This window comes from Paraglaciecola sp. T6c (genome assembly GCF_000014225.1).
Lineage (GTDB): Bacteria > Pseudomonadota > Gammaproteobacteria > Enterobacterales > Alteromonadaceae > Paraglaciecola > Paraglaciecola atlantica_A.
In genome coordinates this window covers 2,758,902-2,783,259 of record NC_008228.1, presented here as the reverse complement: position 1 = coordinate 2,783,259, position 24,358 = coordinate 2,758,902, and the positions used below count along the sequence as shown (strand labels likewise).

The following is a 24,358-nucleotide window of genomic DNA, read 5'->3' as shown; positions in this document are numbered from 1 at the left end:
ATATGGGGCAATTTTTTTGTCGCTATTGGCGATATTTGATTAGGTTTCTTTGCCTAAAAGGCAACAGCTAGCAGCCTGTTGTTGACCGCTTTGGTATCCAAATTAATTCTATCTTTTTGTCAGCGGTTTACATTCAGCCAATTATTAATTCACTAAGAATGCTGGGAAACACACGATTCACATGCATTACGTCGTTGACTTTATAGGAGAAACAAATCCTTGAGGCTTGATTGCCAATACCGAACTGTTTAGCTGATTGAAAATGGTCTCTGCGGTGTTGCCTATCACCAATCCAGCAATTCCGGTGCGGGCAACCGTTCCCATAACGACTAAGTCTGCATCTATCTTTTTGGCTATTTTTGGGAGCTCTTCACCCGCGGTCCCTTTAACGATATGAGGGATTAATGACAAAAAATTAAAAGAGTCTACTCCGATTTCTTGCTTTACGTTGTCAAACAGTAAATCCATTTTATAGCGACTGTTACGAAACTCTGACTCTAGCATTTCTTCTTCGATTTTCTCCGGGTTATCGGCCCATAAGCTGACAAAGCCTGCATGAGTTGCATTGTAAACAGTAGCCACATGTATTCTCGAAAACTCAGCCACGGCGATAGAGCTGCAAAGACTCATAATCATATGATTCAGTTCATCGTTGCATGTATTGACATCTTCAGAATCAAAATCGACGGCAGCTAAAATATTTTTATAACGGGGCTTTTCGTCTTTCTTCATGAGCCAGATAGGGCAAGGACAATTGCGTAATAACTGCATGTCGTCACTACCGATAAAATGGTCGAGCCAGTTTGCTTTGTCCACTTCTTTTATGAGCATGTCATATTTGTCAGCTAGCACTAGACGCACAATTTCAAGGTATCTTTTGCCAACTTTTAGCTGCACGTTTATGTTTACGTCTGCATCGAGACAGGTTACCAACTGCTTTAACTTTTGCTCTTGTTCAGTGAAGATAACTTGTTCAATTTCTATCGGGTTCAGTCCTTCTGTGTTAAACGAATTCGGAATTGAAAGGGTAGGGAGTACAAGGAGCACCGTCAGGTCGACCTGATTATTTTTTGCTAGCGCAATAGTGCGTAATAATGAAAGTGGGGGTTTTAGACAATCGTTGTTTAATATATATAAGAATTTGTTAAACCTTTTCATGTTATCCCTTTTCTTGTTGAGTGGCGTTAATATCAAGACCTTCATAAAGTATGCGAACGGCTCGGTCTGCAGTATCTTGAAAAGGCTCGAGCACCAATTCAACACCGAGTAAGTTTAATTCTTCGGTTTCGGCACGACCTTGTGAAATAACGGCTAACTTCCCTGTGTAGCCCGCTGAACGTGTTAACTGAATAACCGTTTTTCGATTATCTTCAGAGGATAAGCCAGTGTGGAGATGAGGAATAGTCGACACAATCCATTGTGCATGTTTGAGAGGCAGTTCAATGATAAATTCGGCGTCTGTTGCGTCCCCGAAATTACAATCCAACCCCAATTGATGCCAATGTTTAATCGCCGCCGGATTAAAGTCGATACCTAAGACTTTAATCCCCTCATTTTTGAGTTGCATTGAAATAGCCGTTCCCAGTCTTCCTAAACCAAAGATGATAACTGGATATTGGTTGCCTGAGTTCTCATCGGTAGAGGCCTCTCGAGGTATGCCCGAGCGCTCGAACTTACCTAACAACGGAGCAAAAAAAGAATAGAGTTGGTGTGAATAAGTAATCATATAGGTTGAAACCCCAATAGTGATAATACCCACCAGCGTCACTAAACCTAAAATGTCCTGCGGCACATGGCCTAACCCTATGCCCATGGCGATAAAGATTAACGAAAACTCACTAATCTGAGCAACCGTTAAGCCGGCTAGGAAACCCGTTCTTTTGCCATATCCCATCAGCCCCATAATCGACATGACAATAAGTGGATTACCAAACAAAACAAACAGTGAGAAAATAATAGCTGCCGGTAAATGAGTGCCAAGCTTTGATAAGTCTAATGTGGCCCCTAGAGCAATGAAAAAAAACAACAGCAAAAAATCACGTAAAGGAGCGAGTCTTGCTGCGATGCTTTCCCGATAAGGTGTTGACGCTAATGCCACGCCGGCCAGCAAGCCCCCGACTTCCATGCCCAAACCGACTATATCTCCTATGGCTGCAAACAATGCTGCTTGTGCAATGGCATAAATAACTAATAATTCAGGCGCTTTAGCGAGTTTTTCCGTTAAAGGATTCGCAATGTAGCGTACAAATACAATCACAAAACCCAGTAAACTCAATCCTGATATAGCAACGTGCCAAACTGAAGAGTTATTTGCATCACCATGCCCACTAGATCCAATACCAATAGTCGCTAACACTATCATCGCGACTACCACTACCAAATCTTGCACAATCAAAAAACCTAAAGCAATTTGACCGTGTAAGGATTCTATTTCTCGTTTATCAGATAAAAGCTTTACGATAATAATGGTAGAAGAAAATGTAAGCGCAACGGCGACATAAAGGCTAGTAATGTAACCAAGTCCAAGCCATAAACCGATCAAATAACCAATCAGGGACGTAAAAATAACTTGGCCTAGCCCCGTTAAAACCGAAACCCCACCAATAGACTTAATTAACTTTACATCTAGCTTAATTCCAACAAGGAAGAGCAAGATCGCTATGCCTAGTTCAGACAAAAGAGTGATTTGATCTTTAGAATGCACGATATCGAGCACTGAAGGCCCGGCAATTAAACCGACGGCAATAAAACTAACAATGAGAGGTTGTCGCAACAGTAAGCCGACAAAACCCAATGAAGCAGCCAGCACTAAAAGCACTGCAATTTCTGTAAAAGAGGACTGACCAATAAGTTCGATTAAATTCATGTCATCACTCATGTCTTAAAAAATAAAATGTATATTCTGCATCTTTAAAGGTAAATATATTGCCAAACAAAACCAAGTCGAATGTGAGCTAGATCAATAATAGGTATAAGTTTATTCATTTGTTAACACTGATGTGTCTGACCAACTCTTCTTGCTTTTTACTACCCCTATTTCTTCTGAAGGAATTTAATGAAGGATATTGAACTGTCGCAATAGAAAATGTAGGCAAGGTTATTTCGAGAGGGCGTATATTTAAAGTAACTTGAGACGGGCTCGAACAAACCTATAACTCGAGCCATTATTCGCTGCTGCTCGAGATGTGCTAAAAGGCACGCATCATTTGCTCAGCGTTTACTGCTTAAAACTAGGGGGCAATACTGTGGCTTAATTACTCATCTACGAGTACTTCAAAACCACCATAAATCATGCGTTTGCCATCAAATGGCATGGGGGCGGTAGCAGGGTCAAAGCGTGGGTCATTCATGCATTTTTGCATGCCTTGGTCCCTGACTTCTTTTGACGGCCAGGTGATCCACGAAAACACCACGGTTTCATCTGCTTTTGCTTGTACGGCCTGAGGAAAAGAAGTCACTTCGCCTTCAGGTACGTCCTCGCCCCAACATTCTGTGCAGCTTAATGCGCCGTATTCTTCTCTGAAAATTCTTATGCACTGTTTGGCGTACGCTTTGTATTCTTCTTTATTTGCGCTTGGCACGGCAACAACAAAACCATCGATATAAGACATATGCACCTCTGTAGGTAGGCTGCATCACTTTATTGTGATGTCGTTATGATCGATAGCACAAATTCAAAGATTAAAAAGCAGCAATGTCGTCAAAGCGCAGTATTCAGCGCTGAAGTAAGCGATGAAGTTAGCGATGAATCGTAATGCTGAAGAGGATCGGAATTTGAAAGTGGAAGAGGAGCTAAGCAGATACACTTAGGTGTACCTGCTTATGTTAACAATATTCAGTAAATGAGGTTAGCGTGTTCTACGCGCTTTTAGCATGGCTAAACAGGCTGGGCCCGGCTGCAACTAATACTCTACCATTATCGGTATCCGTAAATTTATCAAAATTATCAATAAACAGTCCCGCTAAGCTTGTTGCCTTATCGGTCCATTGGCTCTCATTATCATAGGTTTTACGCGGGTCAAGAATGTCTGTGTCTAGCTCACCTAATTTTTGCGGGATCTGTAGATTAAAAATAGGTAGGGTGGTCGTGGCAGCATCATCTAAAGAGCCGTCTAAAATTGCGTCGATAATGGCTCGAGTTGCTTTAATCGAAATGCGCTTGCCGGTGCCATTCCAACCTGTATTGACTAAGTAAGCCTGCGCATCAGCAGCCTGCATACGATTTTTAAGCACATTAGCATATTGCGTAGGATGAAGGCTTAAAAACGCTGCGCCGAAGCAACTAGAAAACGTCGGTGTAGGCTCAGTGATACCACGCTCAGTGCCCGCCAATTTAGCGGTGAAGCCAGATAAGAAATAGTACTGGGCTTGTTCAGGCGTCAATTTTGATACCGCAGGAAGCACACCAAATGCATCGGCCGTTAAGAAAATGACCTTGTTTGCGTGGCCTGCGCGCGAGACGGGCTTCACAATATTGTCGATATGGTGAATAGGATAAGATACTCGGGTATTTTCAGTCTTGCTGTTGTCGTCAAAGTCGATTTTACCATCGGCATCAACCGTCACGTTTTCAAGCAAAGCATCTCGGCGAATCGCATTATAGATATCAGGTTCGTTTTCTTTACTTAAATTGATGGTTTTGGCGTAGCAGCCGCCTTCAAAATTAAACACGCCATTGTCATCCCAACCGTGCTCATCATCGCCGATTAATTCGCGATTTGGATCTGTCGATAAAGTGGTCTTTCCGGTACCGGACAGACCGAAGAAGATTGCAACATCGCCGTCTTTTCCTACATTTGCACTGCAATGCATAGAGGCAATGTTTCTAAGGGGGAGCAAGTAGTTCATCATTGAGAACATGCCTTTCTTCATCTCACCGCCATACCAAGTGCCACCAATCAGTTGTACTTTTTCGGTTAGATTAAATGCCACGAAATTTTCAGAGTTAATTCCGTGCTCTTGCCAATTTGGGTTATTGGTTTTCGCGCCATTCATCACCACAAAATCTGGATCGTAGTTAATCAGTTCTTCATCTGTTGGGCGTATGAACATGTTTTTGACGAAGTGAGCTTGCCATGCGACCTCTGTAATAAAGCGTACTTTTAAGCGGGTATCTTCATTTGCGCCGCAGTAAGTATCAACCACAAACAGGCGTTTGCCGCTGAGTTGTTTTGTCACTGTGCTTTTGAGGTCGTCCCACACGGCAGGAGAAATCGGTTTATTATCGTTTTTACCTTGATCAGACCACCAAACGGTGTCCTTGGTAACATCATCGCGCACTATGTATTTGTCTTTAGGGGAGCGGCCGGTGAATTTGCCTGTGTTCACGTTGACGGCACCTAATTCGGTCACGACACCTTTTTCATAGCCTTCAAGGCTATGGTGTGTCGTTTCCTCAAACAATACGTCATAAGAGGGGTTATGTAGAATTTCAGTGGCATCGGTAATGCCAAACTTGGCTAACTCTGCGGACAATTTGTGTATATTCATTAACTAACCCTTCAGTTTGCTGTGGCGATAAAACGGTATGTGCGATTCGAATTGACCTAACCTGCAAGAGCCAAGTCATCATCCTTTAAGGCGAAAAATACTGGCGTAACATTAAGCTCGCCTTGTGTACTATTTTAAACACTTTTAACGAATATTTGAAAGTGGTCATGTAATGAAACATAGTGAATTTCATAATTTGATAATGTTTTATCATAAAGCACGGTCAAAACGTTTTCTGGTCAGCTTAGAGACCACCAAAAATGACCAACCCAAAACGTTTTAAGCCTAGGCTACTGGTATTAAAAGATATTTTACGGGTCTTATAACTGACTGATTAATAGTATTAATTTACATTATTTTTACCTTGTTATCATTTGTATCACTATTCAACGCTTACTTTTAAGAGGCTTTGGGCAATATTGAACAACCTACATGCTTTGTTACCTATAGTGAGTATTGATGTTGTATATGTTGAAAGCATACAGATTTTCCGAAATTACTGATCAATTGCCTGATTTATCATGTCAGTTACGCTGGCGATCAACACATCAAAACAAGAATTAACGACCTTTTTTACAAACCTTCATACTTAACCAGTCAGTGCTTCAATGCTGCCAAGCGCTGATACCAATCACTTTGTCCAAGGAGTATATTTCACAAAAGCGTTCATCTGCTGATGAGGTCTAATCTTAGATATGAAACTAATAGAGGCGCTTACACTGTAAAAAGGCCAGTGCTTAGGATTAGCTTGGACATCCTGAGTAGTCAATCGTGAGATATAACCTTCTTTAGCGGTAATTGTCATTGTCAAATGGGTAGTACCCTGGATAAAATTAATTGCATAAAAGCTGTTATGGTTTGTACTTGATGCCTTACCCACAAGATGCGATTCTTTCCCTTCTTATTCGAGTTAGCATGTTTTGAGCATTATTGTTCTTTGCTCATAAATGCCATTTTCTTCCCAACTCAATCCTTTACTAGATTTATTAGGACAATAAAATGACGCCGTTGCCTGTCAAATACCTGCGTGAAATTGAAACCCTATTACCTCCTGAGGCGATTATTCAAGATATTAGCCGGCGCAGAGCACTCGGAGTAGACGCAAGTTTTTATCAACTCATTCCTCAGCTCGTCCTAAAACTATCAGACCTTCGACAGGTACAAACAGTACTTGCCCTGAGTCATCAATTTCAGGTGGCTGTTACATTTCGAGCAGCAGGTACGAGTTTGTCAGGGCAGGGGATATCTGATTCAGTGCTCATTACGTTAACTGACGACTGGCGCCAACATGAGATCTTCGATGACGGTCTTCGCATCAAGCTGCAACCTGGCATCATTGGTGCCGATGCTAATCGGATACTGGCACGTTACGGTCGTAAAATTGGGCCCGACCCAGCCTCTATCAATAGCTGTAAAATTGGGGGGGTCGCAGCCAATAATGCCTCCGGTATGTGCTGCGGCGTAGCGCACAATAGTTATTACACTGTAAAGGATATGACCATAGTTTTAGCGGACGGCAGTGTGGTCGATACCAGTGATGCTAGCAGTGAGATGCAGTTTCGCGAGGCGCACTCATCGTTACTGAACGAGGTTAAAATGCTGGCCCAAATGTGCCAAGGGAACGAAAGATTACGCGAGTTAATTACCCACAAATACCGCCTTAAAAATACCTGTGGTTATGCCCTTAATGCATTAATCGATTATCAGGAGCCGCTGGACGTGCTGATGCATTTGATGATTGGCTCTGAGGGAACGCTTGGCTTTATCGCCGACATTACTTACCAAACCGTTGTAGAGCATGAACACAAAGCCAGTGGTCTGTATTTATTTGCCAGTGCTCAACATGCCTGTGCTTTAGTAAAGTCGCTTGAAAAGCAAAACGTAGATGCAGTGGAGCTGATGGATCAGCGGGCGCTTAATTCAGTGAAGGGCCAACCAGGGCTGCCAGATGCATTTTGTACGCCTTATGATGGTTACACTGCGCTGCTCATTGAAACCAGTGCCGACAGCCAAGAAGCGTTGGCGGAAAATTGCGCTAATATCGAGCGTTGTATAGTCCCCTATGCGCCAGTGCAATCTATTGCGTTTAGTCGTGATCTTGTACTCAATCAGCAATTGTGGGCGATTCGAAAAGGTACGTTTCCCGCAGTAGGTGCGGTGCGTCAAGCGGGCACAACTGTGATTATTGAAGATGTGTGTTTTCCTATCGAAAATATGGCCGAGGGGATCCAGCGTTTACATCAATTATTTGATCAGTACGGATACTCAGAGGCAATCATATTTGGTCACGCGCTTGCGGGAAATTTACATTTTGTATTCACCCAAGCATTTGATGATCAGAGTGAAATACAGCGCTACGATGATTTTATGCAAGCAGTCGCTCAGCTTGTAGCGGTGGAATTTAAGGGCTCACTTAAAGCAGAGCATGGCACGGGCAGAAACATGGCCCCTTTTGTTGAGTTAGAGTGGGGGAACGAAGCCTACAGTGTGATGAAAAGACTCAAAGACATTATTGACCCACTGGGAATTTTGAATCCGGGGGTGATACTCAATGAGGACGCCCAAAGTCACATCAAAAACCTTAAACTCCTGCCAAAAGCCGATGAAATAGTCGATAAATGTATCGAGTGTGGTTTTTGCGAGGCTGTGTGCCCATCCCAAGCGTTGAGTTATACCCCAAGACAGCGCATTGCGATTTGGCGGCGTATACAACAATTGCGCGAAGCAGAAATTGTGACCGACAGCGAAACCCAAGAGCTGCAACAGTTAGAGACAGACTTCCAGTATATGGGCATAGATACCTGTGCAGCGACTGGGCTGTGTGCCCAGCGATGCCCCGTGGGAATCAATACAGGTGATTTAATTAGGCAGTTACGCAGTGAAAAACAAACAAACGTCGGCGAAATAATCGCTAAGTTCAGTGCAGAACACTTCTCGCTGGTGAGTAAATCTGCGGGAGTTGGTTTTGCGCTCTCAAGCAGTGCCACCAAACTGCTAGGAGATCCTTTAACTAACAAGATAGGTGCTAAAATGCACCGATTATCTACGAAAAATCTGCCTTTGTGGCAAAGTCAGTGGCCCAGTAAAGGGAAAAAAATAACCATTGACGGTGCACTTAAAGCCAAGAAAGTCATCTATTTTGCGAGCTGCGCCAGTCGCAACATGGGGGCCGCTGCTTCAGACAATGAGAAACGCTCTACATATGATGCCGCCCGTTCTATTTTTAGCAAGGCAGGGTATCAGGTCATGTTGCCTGAAAAGCTTGATGAATTGTGTTGTGGTATGCCGTTTAGCAGTAAAGGTTTCCCTGATTTGGCCCAGCAAAAGGGTGAACAATTAGCTGAGCAATTAAGGGATATTAGCAGCGATGGAAAAATACCCATTGTGTTTGACACTAGCCCTTGCAAGCAACAAATCCAAGAACTGAAAGATGTAATAGGGTTGCAAATTTTCGAGACTAGCGAGTTTATGGTGAAGCACGTTATCGCCGATTTAAAGATTACCGCGCAAATCGAGCCTGTCGCGCTGCATGTTACCTGTAGCAGCCGTAAAATGGGCCTTGCACCGTATTTACAGGCGTTGGCAAGAACCTGCAGTGAAACAGTGATAGAGCCCCAAGGCATTGAATGTTGTGGTTTTGCGGGGGACAAAGGGATGTTTGTTCCTGAGCTAAATGCCAGCGCGTTGCGCCATTTAAAGGATCAAATACCAGCTAGTTGCACTGCAGGCTACAGTAATAGTCGCACGTGCGAGATAGGGCTAAGTCAGCACAGCGGAATTCCTTATCACTCGCTATTACTATTACTTGATGATGTGAGTCAGCAAAAGAGCCAAGATGCCATTGCATAAGTCACCGTTAAAAAGGGAGAAAGTCATATGGATATTAGTCAGAGCCAGCTAGCACAAGCGGTGCAAGAGGGTATCCTGAGTCGTGAACAAGCTGAGCGCTTAAGTCTGTTCGTTGACGGTTTACCGAGTACCACTGCAACGTTTGATTTCACCCATCTGCTTTATTACTTCGGTGGTCTTGTCGCTATCGGCGCAATGACACTTTTTATGACGTTAGGCTGGGAGTCATTTGGGGGTTCGGGCATTGTTACGCTGTGTGCGGTATACGCTATAGCAGGAATAATGTTAGCCAATCGTTTAGCAAAGAAAGGCTTACCTACTGTGGCAGGCATATGTGCCACCTTTGTCATATGCTTAACACCGTTAGCCGTTTTTGGATTGCAACACCTATTGGGGGTATGGCCGAGTGAAGACAACTACCGTGATTATCATCGCTACGTTCAGTGGCACTGGCTGTATATGGAGTTGGCTACATTAGCCGTAGGAGCAGTATTAGCGAGAATTTATCGCTATCCATTCTTGCTGATGCCCATTGCACTCACGCTGTGGTACTTATCGATGGATCTCGCGGTTATGTTAACCGCAGATTATCCCGAGTTCGAGTTACGTGCATTGGTTTCTATGTATATGGGCCTTCTCATTTTAGGCCTAGCATTTTGGGTCGATATTCGCTCCCGCAATTCACTGGATTATGCGTTTTGGTTGTACCTGTTTGGCACCATTGCTTTTTGGTGTGGTTTGTCTATGCAGCATTCTCAAAGCGAATTGTCTAAGTTAGCCTACTGCTGTATCAATCTTCTTATGATGGGGTTTGGCATTGTGTTGGTACGCAGGGTCTTGGTTATTTTTGGTGCACTGGGGGTCTGTGGTTATCTAGGATACTTAGCTTATGACGTGTTTAAAGACAGCTGGCTTTTTCCTATTATGCTCACATTATTCGGCGCGAGTATTGTTTATCTGGGGATCCTTTGGCAAAAGCACGAACAAAACCTGACTTATCGGCTACGCGGTCGATTACCCAAAGCATTACAAGATCTGCTGAAAAACAAATAACGTTAGGGTAAGAGCAAAAGATAAAGCGAACATTTTATTCTCTAAGCATGTGTCTATGCCTGTGTATTTTTCTCAGTATAAGTACCTGTTCTTTGTGTTGATTGACGCTACAGATTCTTTGCAAATCAGGCGTTCATTGCTTTGTCATTAAGCATGAACTGTGCCTCCACCCTTGCGTTTTTATACACAAATGCAAAACATTCGGCTTTTTAGCGTTGTTTTTTGAGAGACGTTCACTCCTGACACTCTAAATACAAGTCAATATCATTTATTTATAAATCTCTGCTGGTTGCTAGTTTGACATTGGTTATCCCTGTCAATATGAGCCTGTGTATAACTTGTATGCTGCTTTTATTGATTTCTTTATAACCAAAATAAGAAAAATCGACAATTATCGTTAGATTTAGTTCAATAAACAGTTGTCACAAATCCTATAACGTTGTAAATTGATAATCGTTCTCATTTAGATTGTTATTAGGGTATTGCTGTGATTGATTTGCTTGTAAATGGTGGAGTAGTGGTGTGGCTTTTGATCAGCCTATCCGTGGTTGCGTTAAGTGTCGGTGTATTTAAAGCATGGCAATTTTATAGCACGCGCCCAAAACCCGCTGATGCAATTGAACAAGCGTTCGGTTTTTTACAACAAGGTAAACACGCTCAAGCATTGTTGCTAGTGAATGGTCAGCGTAATTATCGCGCAGCACTTATTAGCAGTACGGTGCAGTTAATCGATAAATCCTCGTTGGCATTAGACGACATCAAAGATGAAATTTATCGCCAAGCACAACTCGCCATCGCACAGCTCAATAGTTACCTACGTGTATTAGAAGTTATCGCCACGTTAGCCCCCCTAATGGGACTTTTTGGTACGGTTATCGGCATGATAGAAGCATTTAAAGCTATGGAATCTGCCGGTGCTCAGGTTAATCCTGCCGTATTATCTGGTGGGATCTGGCAAGCACTTCTTACCACAGCGGTTGGTTTAGCTGTGGCTATTCCCGTTTCCATGCTTAATAGCTACTTCGAACGTAAAGCGGAAGTTGAGTCACAAGCCATTCAAAATGACCTCCAGCGCGTGTTCACCATCTACGCGAGTGCTAACAGCTCTGCAATGAACAATAAAAACGCGTCTAGCTCAAAGCCATCGCCGACTAAGCAGCAACCCACAAGTCATCAAGGCGCTGAGTAGTTACTATGTCTAGCCTGCTACTGCCGCAACGCCGAAAACAAAGTATCAGTCTGACTGCATTAATTGATGTGGTATTTATTCTTCTGATGTTCTTTATGCTGACCTCGTCCTTCACCAAGTTCAGTACTGTGGAAATGCAATCGAGTTTGGCGGCCAGTGTGTTGTCTGACAGCAAACCACAACTCTTACGTTTAAGCCCGGACGGGCAGTTATCCGATGCACAACTGTCGGTTGGGAACAGCGCAACGCTGACAGATTCAGCCCTGTCAAATGTGTTTGAAACGCATTTGCCAACGGTGTTACAGCCAGCAGCTGATACGCAAGTACAAGTCATTGTTGATGCGCTTTCACGCATGAAGGTATTGGGTTTTACGCAAGTTACTTTGGGTAAGTCTCGTCCTCAGGCTAACGCGATAGCGGGGCAACAATGAGCTTATTTAATCAAGCACAGGGCTCAAAACGCAAAGCGAACAGTGACGACAATCTGATCCCATTGATTAACATCGTTTTTCTGTTACTTATCTTCTTTATGATTGCAGGGAAAATCGAGCAAATTCAGGATGCAGGATTAACCTTGCCAGACAATAGCCAAACCAAACCGGCTATCGCACAACCAATAACCCTACAACTATCAAAAGACAATGAGATCCATCTCAATAATGAGGTTGTCAGCGTTAACGAATTACCTGAAGCATTGAGCACACTATTACAGGAGCACTCAGCCAATATTGCTGTGCGCGCCGACAAAAAAGTGACGTACCAAGATTTAGACAAAGTGCTAGATATGTTACGCGCTGCAGGGTTTAGCACCATCAACTTATTCACCCTAACGACAGAGGCAAGTTGATGCGTGCTGCTACACAACAAAACACTGAACAACAGTGCATGGCCAGTCAATCACAAGGCATCATTGGTTTACTTTCGCCGAGTTTTCATACTAGCGGGCATAAACGCCAGTGGTTGGTAGCGATCGCTGTAGCCGCCGCATTGCACGCCAGCGTATTTGCTGCCCTTTCAATTACCCCCGAAGAAGTACAGGGCAGTGCTATGGGAGAAGGACAAGACGGTATTGAAGTCGGTTTAGGGATGCTCGGATCGTATCAAGATCAACAGCTTGTTGAGTCTGAACAATTAGAAGAAACCCTTGAGGCCCATCAAGAGCCAGAGCCAGAGTCTGAACCATTGCCTGAACCAGAGCCGGTAGTTGAGCCAGAGCTAGTAGAAAAACCGCAGTCCATCATTGAGCCTAAAGTAGAGCCAGTCATTGAGAAAACCGACCCTGAGCCAAAATTGGACCGCATTGACGTACCTGTAATCGAGCAAGTTTCGGCTGAAAATGCGCTGCAAAAAATAGTCGAACCTAAAGATGAGGTTCCTGAATCGCCAGTAAACAAAACCCAGGTAACAAAGACCGAGACAAACCAGCAAGACGTGACCAAGTCGACTACCGAAGTAGCACAGCAAAATGCACCAGCACCGACTGCACAAAAAGCCACAAATCGTGGTACGGGCAGTGCTAGCTCAACACGCTCCGGTGGCCGAGCTGGGAATGCGAATGACTTCTTCGCGCAGTTGCAGGCGCATTTGCGCAAGTATAAAACCTACCCAAGAGATTTAAAAAAGCAAAAAATTGAAGGCGTGGTGCAGTTGCAATTCACCATCGATCACGATGGCTATGTATTGGCCTCTAGCATCAAAAAAAGCTCAGGCTCAGCTGAACTGGATAAGGCTGCGCTTGATATGTTGCAAAAGGCCAACCCTTTGCCACTTGTACCCGATTCAATTAAACGAGAAAAGATCACGCTCGTGATCCCCATTGAATATTCATTAATCACCAACTCAGCATTTAAGGATTAGTTACCCATGAGTAGAAAAAAGACGTGTCAAATAGCGCCATTGAGCCTTCGCTCACCTAAGGTTAACACTAATAAAACCTTGTTAGCATTAAGCGTTCCCGGCATGTTAATGAGCCCGTTTGCTATGGCTCAAGAAGACGAACCCATTGTATTGGACACCATGCAAATTGAAGAGCGTACCGTTGATACCAACCCTTACGCGCAAGCGGGTGCTCCCTATAAAGCGCAAGTTTCAGGCGACTCACGCCATGTAAAAGAGCTGGCCGATACACCGCAAACCATCAGTGTACTGACGCAAACTCAAATTCAAGAATCTGGAAGAACTGACTTAAAAGACATCCTCGCGGCACAACCTGGTATTACCCTAGGTACAGGTGAAAACGGAAATGCATTTGGTGATCGTTACATTATCCGCGGCCATGAAGCACGCAGTGACGTGTTTGTTGATGGTTTACGTGATCCAGGCATGACAACCCGTGAAAGTTTTGCAACAGAGCAAGTTGAAATCACGAAAGGCCCAAGCTCTACGTTTGCTGGTCGTGGTTCAACAGGTGGTGCGGTTAACAGCATTACTAAGCAAGCGAGCACGGAATATGACTTCTCTAAGCTCGAAGCAGGTTTAGGCACAGAGGATTACCGCCGTATCGCCCTTGATAGCAACAAACGCATCAATGACGACCTAGCAGTACGCGCCAATATTTTGCATTCGTATAAAGAAATTCCAGATCGTGGCCCTGCAGATCAAGAACGAAATGGTCTTGCGCTTTCTGTTGATTACAAAGCAACAGATAAGTTGAAACTTACCGCTGATTATTACTACTTAAAAGCAGAAGATACCCCTGACTTGGGTACTTATATTGTTGCGGGCGGCGGTAAGCCAGTGGCGGATTTGCCTGTTTACTCTCAAGATGGACAAGACTTTCTTGAGTCCGAAATTAATACCTTTACCTTGCGCGCACAATACGAAATAGACAGTGATACGCGTGTTGAAAACTTAATGCGTTACGGGACGACCGATAACGGTTATGTGACGACAGGCGCCCGCGGCACCAACCGTGACGCTAGCGATCCAGACGCACCAAGCGCAGCAACCGTTAGCCTTAGCACACACCAAGGTTGGCAAGAGGTGGATTACTTCGCGGATCAGTTAAACGTATATTTAACCCGTGATCTTGGCGGTTTAAAGCATAATTTTGTAGTGAGCGCAGAGTACAGTGCTCTTGATGTAGATAATGGCGTTTATAATGTGACTAATACTGGTGATACCAACTGTGTGACATCTGGTCGCGGTGGTGCATCAGCTGGTTTCTGTATCGTAGATGCAAACGGTAACTATATTGATAACATCAACAGTGTTACGGGTCGCAGCATTGAAAAAGGTGCACAAGACTCTGATTACTCTATTGATACTGTATCAGTCTCAATCATGGACACGGTTGATATTAACGAGTTTTGGTCAGTATTTGCTGGCGTACGTGCTGATAGCTTCGACTACGACAATGTCGTGACCAGTCGAGGTGTTGCTACGGCTTACGACTATTCTGACACGCTTTGGAATGGTCATGTTGGCGTGGTATACAACATCAACGAAGATGCTAATGTTTACTTGACCTACAGCACATCAAGCAACATCAACGGTGGCGAGTCTGACTTAGGTGGCAACTGTGGTTACGGCGGTATCTGTGGCGACCCTCAACAAGTAACAGACAGTAAACCGGAAGACACCGAAAACTTCGAATTAGGCACGAAATGGAACGTATATAACGATAAGTTGTTGCTAACCGCTGCTATTTTCCAAATCACCAAAGACGACGTAATGGAAAGCATCGGTGACGATGACTACGCCAGTATCGGTACGCTAAACACGGGCAAAAACCGCGTTAAAGGTGCTGAATTCTCAGTGGTAGGCAATATCACCGAAGACTTAAGCACTCAGTTTGGTGTGACGTTTATGGATGCCGAAGTGCTTGAGTCATTCGACACCGACAGTGTAGGCCTCACGTTGAGTAATTTTGCTGATAACAGTGCGTTTTGGCAGTTACGTTATCAAGCAAGCGATGCTTTCTCGTTCGGTGGCACTATGACCTACTCAAGCGAGATGTACGCAGGTCAGCCTGACTCTGCAGCTGGTTATAACACTGGTATCGATGATTACTCGTATAAAGTGCCTAGCTACACCTCGTTCGATGTATTCGCGACCTATGCCTTCAGTGAGCAGCTAAATCTTCGTCTTAACGTTGCTAACGTGACAGATAAAGATTACTACTTAGCAGCATACCGTAGTGGTGCATTTACCTATATTGGTGCAGCACGAAACGCCAAGCTAACGTTAACGTACGAGTTTTAATTTTAGCTAAAAACGTTTTATTACAATTTGTGTAATTTAATCAAGGGAGTAGGTTGGTTTACAACGTGCTCCCTTTTTTGTTTTGGGTTAAGATTTAGCCATGAAAAAAGATCATTACGTGTTACCTAAACTAAGTCAAATTCCAGCCGATGTGATTGCTATCAGTGATTATGAACGTTTAGCGAAAGACTATATGCCTCACGGTATTTATGAGTATATTGCTGGCGGAGCAGGGGACGACATTACCCTGAATCGGAATAGGACTGCATTTGATGCTATCGGCATGAATAAACGCGTGTTGCGTAAATTTTCCAAAGGCACCACGGAAATTGCCTTGGGCAGAGACCGGTTTAGTTGGCCAATGTTGATTGCCCCTTTAGCGTATCAAAGCTTGTTGCACCCACAAGGTGAATTAGCCACAGTGGAAGCGGCTAACGCGGTTAACATGGGGATGCTAACCAGCACCTTGTCGACCTTTCCACTTGAACAGATCAGCGCTGCGCAACATACAGGTAAATGGTTCCAGCTTTACATGCAGCCGGATCCAGAGCATACACTTGACTTGGTAAGACGAGCAGAAAAAGCGGGTTATACCTCCATAGTGGTGACCGTAGATGCTCCTGTAAGCGGCCTTCGTAATCGCCAGCAAAGAGCTGGTTTTTCATTACCCCCCAGTGTGGTGGCAGCAAATTTGGTAAATTATCCCACCTCAAAGGCACAGTCATTATCGCCTGGACAAAGTGTGTTACTCAACGGTTTGATGGCTGATGCGCCCGATTGGGATGACATTCAATGGCTGCGCACCAATACGCACTTACCTGTTTGGATAAAGGGCATTAGCCATCCACAGGATGCCTTGTTAGCGGTCGAAAGTGGTTGCGCGGGTATTGTGGTTTCGAACCACGGCGGGCGCACGCTAGACGGCCTTGCCCCGAGCATTGATTTGTTACCGCCAGTACGAAGCGCGGTAGGTGAGGCATTTCCCATACTGTTAGACAGTGGCATTCGCCGAGGTACCGATATTTTTAAAGCCATAGCCCTAGGTGCTAACGGTGTATTAATTGGCCGCCCCGTACTAAATGGCCTGGCTGTTGCAGGAGCACTGGGAGTTGCCCATAGTCTGACCTTACTTCAGCAAGAGTTAGAGCTTGCAATGGCATTAACCGGATGTGAAACCATCAGTGATATTACCCTAGATTGCATTTATTAACGTTAATCAGCTGGCTGATTTTGTATTTCGCGCGAAAGTGTAGCGAAGACGATAACGACGTAAAAACCTTACGAGCAAAGTAAAAAAATGCAAAAACACATAAACGAAAGAGAGGCCCATGTTAACCGTTATTGAAGACCTACTGTCTAAAAAAGAAGTTACCCAATTCACCCAAGCATTAGATAAAGGCCAGTGGCTAGATGGTAAACACACCGCGGGTAGTCAGGCTTCAAAAGTAAAATATAATCAACAACTTGACGATGGCAGTGCATTGGCTATCGAACTTCGAAATACGGTCATTCGTAAATTATCGGGAAATGCGTTGTTTATGTCTTCTGCACTGCCGAATAAAATTTATCCTCCTAAATTTAATCGCTACCAAGGCGGCGAGCATTACGGGTTACACGTAGATGCATCTGTGATGCCTATTCCAAATAGTCATCAGATGCTACGCACAGATTTATCTGCCACGTTGTTTTTATCAGAGCCAAAAACCTACGATGGCGGCGAACTCAGTATCGAAACCCAGTTTGGTTTGCAGCAAATTAAGCTCAATGCGGGTAGCGTGATTCTGTATCCTGCTAATAGCCTTCATCAAGTTAATCCGGTGACAAAAGGGCGCAGAACAGCCTCGTTCTTTTGGATTGAAAGTCTAGTGCGCAGTAACGATCAGCGCAGTATGTTGTTTGATTTGGACCAATCTATTCAAGCGCTTACGGTTGAGCTGGGCAGTAACGATGCTGAAGTAAAACGCTTAACTGGGGTGTACCACAACCTGATGCGCAGTTGGGCGACGTGCTAAGTCGCTTCAATGCTCTGTTACTATGAGTTTATGGCAAGTTAGTCTTTATAATGGCGTTTCTTGAATATTTTTGGCCGCCAATTCCAGTGAAGTGCCCCCATTCGCAAGAAGACAGTGGCAAATAACGAGCCCAAAATACACCATATGTACGGCGCGCCAAAAGAGAAAAGCACAGCATAGACTAAACCGCCCGATACACATGCAGAGGCGTACAGTTCCCCCCGCATAACTGACGGGACCTCCCTGCAAATTACATCACGGATCAGCCCACCAAAAATACCTGTAGTGGTGCCCATGGTTATGGCGATGAGCATACCCGTTCCGCCAATTAAAGATTTCTCAATACCGACAATATTAAAAATGGCCATGCCCACGGCATCGAGCAGCAAGAAGTAATAGTTCGAAACATGGGGCAGGTAGCGAATAAATGCGACTGATATGAAGATTGCAGCATAGGTTGAGTACAAATAGTCTGGATCGGCGACCCAAAATACCGGCTCATTCAGCAATAAGTCGCGAAGAGAGCCACCACCTAATGCGGTCACACTGGCCACCACGACCACGCCAAAGCCACCCACTTTTTTTTCGTAGCCGAGCAGCGTGCCTGATACAGCAAAAAAAGCGACACCAATTAGGTTGAGGACATGAAAGTAGTCATCAGTCATCTTCAATACCTGAGGTTGTTAAGGGCTATGGACAAGGTGTTTACCCCTGAGGTTGTAATGATTGGCCAATAGGTATTAGCTGGCGTCACTGCGTAACTTCATAATAAGTTGATCATGAATTTCACTTTTCGGAACGATACTTAACTCGCCGTCAGCCTCAAACACCACTGCCATGACTCGGCTTGAATCACCGAAACCGGCTTTTCGAACACCTGCCTCTACTTCAATGCGGGTCAGGCGTGCATCTTTCATCGCATGCTCTATATACTCACCGTCGAAAAACACGAGTTGTGGCGAGGTTTTTACCACTTTGTCGAAAGTCGAAAAATGGGCGCTGGCCCAAGTAAGTAAATACTGTAAAAGGAAAAGTAGGCTAACCGCGACTAACACCTCAGCAATGACCACGTCTTTCAATAAGATAGCAGAGCCTAAGATGGAGCCTGCTGCTACGGTGATTATCCAATCAAAGTTGTTCATTTTAGCAAATGAGCGTTTCCCCACTAAATGTGTCGCTATGATCAAAAAGGGATAAATAATCAAGGTAGTAGTGACAATGCGCGTTATTTCACTCCAAGATTCAAAAAACATATTTCTCTCCATTTTAGGTGTTGAATGAATGAACTGTGGTAGACATTTCAGTGTCCTTGCGAGCGGATATTCGCGCTTTAACGACTCTTCTAGAAATCAACTATTATGCCAATGTCGAAATATCTGCAAAGGTATTGTAAAGGTGGATAAAGAACCCGTGCCCCAAGGGGGGATTGAGGTTTGAGGTGTACGATACACTTGTGTTAACACGGGGAAATAGGCGAGTCGAAGGTAATTTTTTTCTTACTGCGTATGTAGCATTTGCAAAGGAAGCGTGGGCAATGCCGAGCAAAAAGCGGTTCAATGTTTTGTGTCGCCACGTTTATGCTCACAAGTTTTATCTACGGTCTCGTCTTTAAATTCAAGGTCAAGTTCAAGTTCAAGTTCAGGTACATTTTCAAACTTAAACGCTGGTTGAGCAACGACACAATTGGCTGGCATTCTAAGCGCTGCACGTATCTAAAAAGCAGTATCTAGCTAAAGAACAGAACTTATTTAAAAGGGACTTTCTATTTAAATAACATTGGGGGTATACAGGCCACTGCTTAGCTCAAGAAAGCGAGTCAGAGGGAGAAAAACGTATCTACCTGTCGCTCTGATGCCATAAGTCACGATATGCACAGTTTATCACCGGTTATTGCACGTTGGATACGTTGTGTAATGGGTTTACAGCGAGATATTCGAGCGTTTATGTGGTAGCATAGCGATGCATTTAAAGCGCTAAGGCATTCAAATTTACCGTACCGGGCAACAAGCAGATGGTACGAGATTATGAATAAGCCTAAACAAACTGATGAAGCTTACATACAAACAATATTTATTGTCGGCATGTGCAGATATAAGCAGCGTATGGTAGTCCTGATAATTGAGGGCTCAACGCCTTAAAAAGAACATGTCAGGTTAGTAAGTACCTCAGTTTGTGAATAAATAATAATGAAAATGGAGGTACATAAATGGAACCTGATATCGATGTGGCTAATAGTAAAAAGCAAGAAGTGAATCAAGTATTGCGCTCGTCACTGCTGAAGGTGGGGATTGAGCCAGATTCTACCGAAGAGCTTATCAATACCACCCTTAATCCTGCAATTTCAGTTAGAGCCCCTAAAAAGCCCATCTCAAACGATGAAACAGATCCAAACATCGGCACTAATCAACAAACGGCGGATGCGATTAAACCCGGCAATATAAAGCTTAGTATCAGTACGTTAATTGAGCATATTGAGAGAAGCCAACCCAGTGGATTTCAGCACAAGCAGGAGCCATGGCTGGGGATTTACGCCTTCATTGAACTGCTGCGCCTGATAAGCGATTTGCAAGAGGTGACCATCAGTGAAAACGACGCCATGGTGATCTGGTGTATGTGGTTTGTCAGAGCCCGCAGGACTAATACGATCAGCGGTAAAGATTTATTGACTAAAATTAACTCTCACTTGATCCGTTATGAGCGCAGCGCTCTAATGGAAGATGAGTTAGAAAGCAGCTTAAAAAATCTGCAAGAAATCAGCGCTATCCGTAAATCCAAAAATGCAGCAGACAGTTGGTATTTGGTAGGCTGGGTGAAAAGAACCTACTAAAAGAGTAATATCAGCTGAGCAACGCCGCCTTTTAGAGCCAAATCCGGTGATGAGATGGCGGCGATATTTTGGTTTATTCTAACTTTGTTTTTATTTAGCCTTTACGTCTGTGCTGTTTACGAGCCATTCATTCAAAGAGCAAGCACTACTGTGCCTCCCGTACTGTTTTCCAGTTTGTTATTTTCTTTTTCAGTTAACTCATCAACAAGTAGGTTTCCTTGCATTCGAATTCCTTACCGCCAAGTGCGGACAATCCTCCACATTATGCAATAACGCCCCCATCAGCACGTGACCAAAACCCCGAAGAAGCACGATTCATTAGCCTAAGCTGGTTTGGTCGAATTTTTTCCCCGCTACAAGTAGATCTTAAATTCGATGAGTCCGGTGTGTATTTTCCAGAAGGTGCCAGACTATCAAAAGAATTAAAATCACTTTTGGGTGCTAACCATATAGGCAGCGGTGAAAAGAAATCTGTCACCTTTTTATCTTGGCAACATTTTGATATTCCACCTGCCTTTGAGTGGCGCTGGCTTGGCGCTACGATGATATTCCAGGTAAACGCATTGGCTCATGAACTGCATTTTTTGGGATACCGTAGTAGCCAATTTCAAGCAGGTCAGATTCAGGCTGAGTGGGGGAATTACCACCAAAGCAGATTATTGCAGTTGGTGAATAACATAGAAAATGCGACGCAAGCAAGGTATCTCAGGCATTCACACGTCATCGCCATTAAGCAGCGCGTAGCGCTTGAGTATCCACGATGGCACACTTGGGCGCAGAATGCTCCTTTGGACAGTACCGTAAAAGAGGCTGTTATAAAGCTAAAGGCAATGCATCAATGGGAGCAAGCGGATATTGCGGCAATACGAGAAGGCTACATTCAAAAACAACTTCATTTGCATGCAGATTTTTTTCAGCGAGTTGAGTCAAACCCTTTAACAGACAAACAACGACGCGCCTGTATTATAGATGATGACAATAATCTACTACTTGCTGGAGCAGGGACCGGAAAAACCAGTGTAATGGTCGGCCGAGCAGGCTACTTGCTAACGAGCGGTCAAGCGAAACCAGACGATATTTTACTACTGGCTTACGGTCAAAAAGCCGCCACTGAAATAGACGAGCGCATTAAGCACAAGCTAGACGGACAAAGCATCAAAGCCAGCACTTTTCACAGCTTGGGACTATACATTATTACCAGCGTCGAAGGTAAAAAGCCGACCTTATCCCCATGGGTGAATGACGAGCAAAAGAAAAATAAATGGGTATTGGCAAGCCTAGAAAATCAGCTGCAAAATGTATCCTATCAAAAACAAGTGATTGAATACTTAAGCAACTATTACTATCAATCAATGAGTCCGTTCGATTTTGACGCTTTATCTGATTACTCCCGTTATTTGAATGAAAACAATGTGCGTACATTGAAAGGGGAGCCGGTAAATTGTTTCGGACACCTGCACATTGCTAACTGGTTGTATCGAAATGGCATTGAATATCGTTACCAAGCTAAATATGCTTTTGACGTTGAAAATAAGCATATCGGTGGGAACAGAGCAGATTTTTATTTACCACACGCTGATGTGTATATCGAATATTACGTGCTAGATGATGAGGGTAATACACCCAGTTATACCGATAACAATCGTTATCAAGCAATGATGGAAAATAAACGACAACTGTATAGCTATCATGGTTCAAGATGTATTGAACTATTTTATTATCAATACGTTAACGGAAAATTGAACAGCATACTGAAACGTTCTGCCAATAAATTACAGGTCAAGAACGTTCCTTTATTAAATGAAAAGATGCTGAACACGTTACAAAAATCTAATTATTTGAGCGAACTTGCAATCTTGTTTTGTCAGTTAATCGGCTTATACAAATCAGCTATTTCTAGTAAGTTCAGTGTAAAAGCTGTGCTGGCCGATATCACCTCAAAGGGCAAAGCGATTGATTCTCAGCAAGCACGAATTGCTTTTACTTTGCTGCGGCCTATATTTCAGCATTACCAGAAGCATTTGAGCCAGCACGCTTACATTGATTTTGAAGATATGATCAGCAAAGCGATAACGTATGTGGAAAAAGGGCATTTTACAGCACCATGGCGATACATAATGGTGGATGAGTTTCAGGATATCTCAGAGCCTAGAGCTCGTTTAGTGCGATCACTAAGAGACAGCACGCGTTCTGTTAGCGCGTTACCAAGAAAAAATGAGAGTGTGCCTTCAAGCCGTGAGGTGTTACCGCGCAAACAAAGTCAATCGGCGTCTATATTTTGTGTTGGCGATGATTGGCAAGCCATATATCGATTTAGTGGCGCAGATGTGAGCTTGACTACGCAGTTTACCCAGTACTTCGGCCACAGCATTGAAAATGTTTTAGACCAGACGTTTCGTTTCAATAATAGAATTGGTGATGTGGCCACTCAATTTATCAGTCGAAATCCGGCGCAGATAACCAAGAATATTCGCTCTCTCGTTAAAGTAGCGGACCCAAGAATAAGGGTTCTATACAGTGATACTCGATTAAACAGCGAGACTCAGTCATCAAATACTGAAAAGTTACTGCACCAAGCGTTAGCTACTTTAGCAGGCAAAGTGGATGAAATATCTGAGCAACATAATAAGCGCGGGAAGACCGAAAAAATTAGACCAACACAGAGCAGCAAGAAGGATACACTGCGGCAGTGCTCAAAGCCTACAGTCTACATTTTAGCGCGTTTTTGGTTTCAACTACCGGATAGAGAAGGTCTAGAAGCGCTCAATAAGCAATACACTAAGCTACATATAAAGTGCTTGTCGTTTCACGCAGCGAAGGGAAAGGAAGCGGACTACGCCATTATCACCGGCATGACTGCAGGTAAGCATGGCTTTCCGGCAGATAAAGTCACTTCACCTGTGGTAGAGGCACTTTTACCCAAACAAGAAACGTTTACGTACGCAGAAGAAAGACGCTTATTTTATGTAGCGCTTACTCGTGCTAAACATCACGTTTATGTCCTCGCTGACATGACCCAAGCGAGCGCTTTTGTCACTGAGTTAATGAATGGTACGTACGATGTTGAGCTTACATTGTGTAATGAAAATTAAGATGTAATAAAAACTAAGATGTAATAAAAACCAAGATGTAAAAAAAATAAGTGCAAAAAAACATGTTACCCAATTCGTGTGGGTGACATTCGTAAGATACAGAGCATTAGCAGGCAAAAACATACATTCATCACTTAGTTGTTGCTATTATCTCGGCCTTCGTTTTCGTTAATCTTAAAAATCACAGGGGCTATTGTGGCAACAATCGAGCGTAAAGAAATTAAACAACGTATGAGTCGAGTGGTTATTCATCAGGGAACCGTCTACCTCTGCGGCCAAGTGGCAGCCGATGCCAATAAAGGTATCGAAGAGCAAACCCAAACTATGTTGGACAAAGTGGATGCGCTTTTGTTGAGTGCTGACTCTGATCGTGAGCATATTTTGTCAGCTACTATCTATATTAAGGATATGACAGATTTCGCTGCGATGAACACCGTGTGGGACGCCTGGGTGCCAGATGGGCATGCACCAGCAAGGGCGTGCGTTCAAGCTGCTATGGCAAGACCTGAATTATTAGTCGAAATATCGGTAGTTGCGGCTCAAAAATAATCCTAGAGTATAAATACAAAAACAAAGTAAAACTCGGTATCGTTTTTGATTTTGCTCTCAAGTGTGCCTGGTGCATTCCAGCCGAAGATTTAAT

Annotated in this window: 19 protein-coding genes; 12 read left to right on the top strand and 7 right to left on the bottom strand. The window is 43.8% G+C overall.

Going from position 1 to position 24,358, the window contains the following annotated elements:
• Positions 1–186 precede the first annotated feature (186 nt).
• The 4 genes from PATL_RS11655 to pckA form a co-directional block, all read right to left on the bottom strand.
• Positions 187–1,158 carry a universal stress protein gene (locus PATL_RS11655; RefSeq protein WP_011575083.1) on the bottom strand — a complete coding sequence of 324 codons (972 nt, stop codon included), beginning with the start codon at positions 1,156–1,158 and terminating at the stop codon, positions 187–189.
• A gap of 1 nt (position 1,159) precedes the next feature.
• A complete protein-coding gene (locus PATL_RS11650) occupies positions 1,160–2,866 on the bottom strand; it encodes a cation:proton antiporter (RefSeq protein ID WP_049765954.1) in 1,707 nt (568 codons plus the stop codon).
• A gap of 388 nt (positions 2,867–3,254) precedes the next feature.
• Positions 3,255–3,611: a DUF1428 domain-containing protein gene (locus tag PATL_RS11645; RefSeq protein ID WP_011575081.1), complete on the bottom strand. Its 357-nt coding sequence runs from the start codon at positions 3,609–3,611 to the stop codon at positions 3,255–3,257.
• Between the two features lie 247 nt (positions 3,612–3,858).
• Complete coding sequence (gene pckA / locus PATL_RS11640) at positions 3,859–5,490, bottom strand: phosphoenolpyruvate carboxykinase (ATP) (protein ID WP_011575080.1); 1,632 nt, start codon at positions 5,488–5,490, stop codon at positions 3,859–3,861.
• 999 nt (positions 5,491–6,489) lie between these two features.
• On the opposite strand from pckA, the gene PATL_RS11635 reads away from it, so the two are divergent.
• The 9 genes from PATL_RS11635 to PATL_RS11595 all read left to right on the top strand — a co-directional run bounded on the left by PATL_RS11635 (position 6,490) and on the right by PATL_RS11595 (position 17,796).
• A complete protein-coding gene (locus PATL_RS11635) occupies positions 6,490–9,339 on the top strand; it encodes an FAD-binding and (Fe-S)-binding domain-containing protein (protein WP_011575079.1) in 2,850 nt (949 codons plus the stop codon).
• A 27-nt stretch (positions 9,340–9,366) separates the two neighbouring features.
• The gene (locus PATL_RS11630) at positions 9,367–10,392 is read left to right on the top strand and encodes a hypothetical protein (RefSeq protein ID WP_011575078.1); all 1,026 of its coding nucleotides are present in this window, start codon (positions 9,367–9,369) and stop codon (positions 10,390–10,392) included.
• 487 nt (positions 10,393–10,879) lie between these two features.
• Positions 10,880–11,581, top strand: a complete 702-nt coding sequence (locus tag PATL_RS11625; protein ID WP_011575077.1) for a MotA/TolQ/ExbB proton channel family protein — start codon at positions 10,880–10,882, stop codon at positions 11,579–11,581.
• A gap of 5 nt (positions 11,582–11,586) precedes the next feature.
• Positions 11,587–12,012 (top strand): ExbD/TolR family protein, encoded by a 426-nt coding sequence (locus PATL_RS11620; RefSeq protein ID WP_011575076.1) that lies wholly within the window; start codon positions 11,587–11,589, stop codon positions 12,010–12,012.
• Positions 12,009–12,428 carry an ExbD/TolR family protein gene (locus PATL_RS11615; protein ID WP_011575075.1) on the top strand — a complete coding sequence of 140 codons (420 nt, stop codon included), beginning with the start codon at positions 12,009–12,011 and terminating at the stop codon, positions 12,426–12,428. Before PATL_RS11620 ends, PATL_RS11615 begins: the two co-directional genes overlap by 4 nt.
• On the top strand, positions 12,428–13,438 hold the full coding sequence (locus PATL_RS11610; protein ID WP_011575074.1) for an energy transducer TonB: 1,011 nt from the start codon (positions 12,428–12,430) through the stop codon (positions 13,436–13,438). Before PATL_RS11615 ends, PATL_RS11610 begins: the two co-directional genes overlap by 1 nt.
• A gap of 6 nt (positions 13,439–13,444) precedes the next feature.
• Complete coding sequence (locus tag PATL_RS11605) at positions 13,445–15,784, top strand: TonB-dependent receptor (protein ID WP_011575073.1); 2,340 nt, start codon at positions 13,445–13,447, stop codon at positions 15,782–15,784.
• 100 nt (positions 15,785–15,884) lie between these two features.
• Positions 15,885–16,994, top strand: a complete 1,110-nt coding sequence (locus PATL_RS11600) for an alpha-hydroxy acid oxidase (RefSeq protein ID WP_011575072.1) — start codon at positions 15,885–15,887, stop codon at positions 16,992–16,994.
• A gap of 118 nt (positions 16,995–17,112) precedes the next feature.
• Positions 17,113–17,796 (top strand): Fe2+-dependent dioxygenase, encoded by a 684-nt coding sequence (locus PATL_RS11595; RefSeq protein WP_011575071.1) that lies wholly within the window; start codon positions 17,113–17,115, stop codon positions 17,794–17,796.
• Between the two features lie 38 nt (positions 17,797–17,834).
• On the opposite strand, the gene PATL_RS11590 is transcribed toward PATL_RS11595, so the two are convergent.
• From PATL_RS11590 to PATL_RS22690, 3 genes are all read right to left on the bottom strand, one after another.
• Positions 17,835–18,461, bottom strand: coding sequence for a trimeric intracellular cation channel family protein (locus PATL_RS11590; protein WP_011575070.1), 627 nt, complete (start codon positions 18,459–18,461; stop codon positions 17,835–17,837).
• Between the two features lie 75 nt (positions 18,462–18,536).
• Positions 18,537–19,049: a DUF421 domain-containing protein gene (locus PATL_RS11585; RefSeq protein WP_011575069.1), complete on the bottom strand. Its 513-nt coding sequence runs from the start codon at positions 19,047–19,049 to the stop codon at positions 18,537–18,539.
• 300 nt (positions 19,050–19,349) lie between these two features.
• The gene (locus PATL_RS22690; RefSeq protein ID WP_157043409.1) at positions 19,350–19,490 is read right to left on the bottom strand and encodes a hypothetical protein; all 141 of its coding nucleotides are present in this window, start codon (positions 19,488–19,490) and stop codon (positions 19,350–19,352) included.
• Positions 19,491–20,002: 512 nt separating this feature from the next.
• Here PATL_RS22690 and PATL_RS11580 point away from each other — a divergent pair.
• The 3 genes from PATL_RS11580 (at position 20,003) to PATL_RS11570 (ending at position 24,264) form a co-directional block, all read left to right on the top strand.
• On the top strand, positions 20,003–20,623 hold the full coding sequence (locus PATL_RS11580; RefSeq protein ID WP_011575068.1) for a hypothetical protein: 621 nt from the start codon (positions 20,003–20,005) through the stop codon (positions 20,621–20,623).
• Positions 20,624–20,841: 218 nt separating this feature from the next.
• Positions 20,842–23,715 carry a UvrD-helicase domain-containing protein gene (locus tag PATL_RS11575; protein ID WP_011575067.1) on the top strand — a complete coding sequence of 958 codons (2,874 nt, stop codon included), beginning with the start codon at positions 20,842–20,844 and terminating at the stop codon, positions 23,713–23,715.
• Between the two features lie 195 nt (positions 23,716–23,910).
• On the top strand, positions 23,911–24,264 hold the full coding sequence (locus PATL_RS11570; protein WP_011575066.1) for a RidA family protein: 354 nt from the start codon (positions 23,911–23,913) through the stop codon (positions 24,262–24,264).
• The last annotated feature ends 94 nt before the right edge of the window (positions 24,265–24,358 follow it).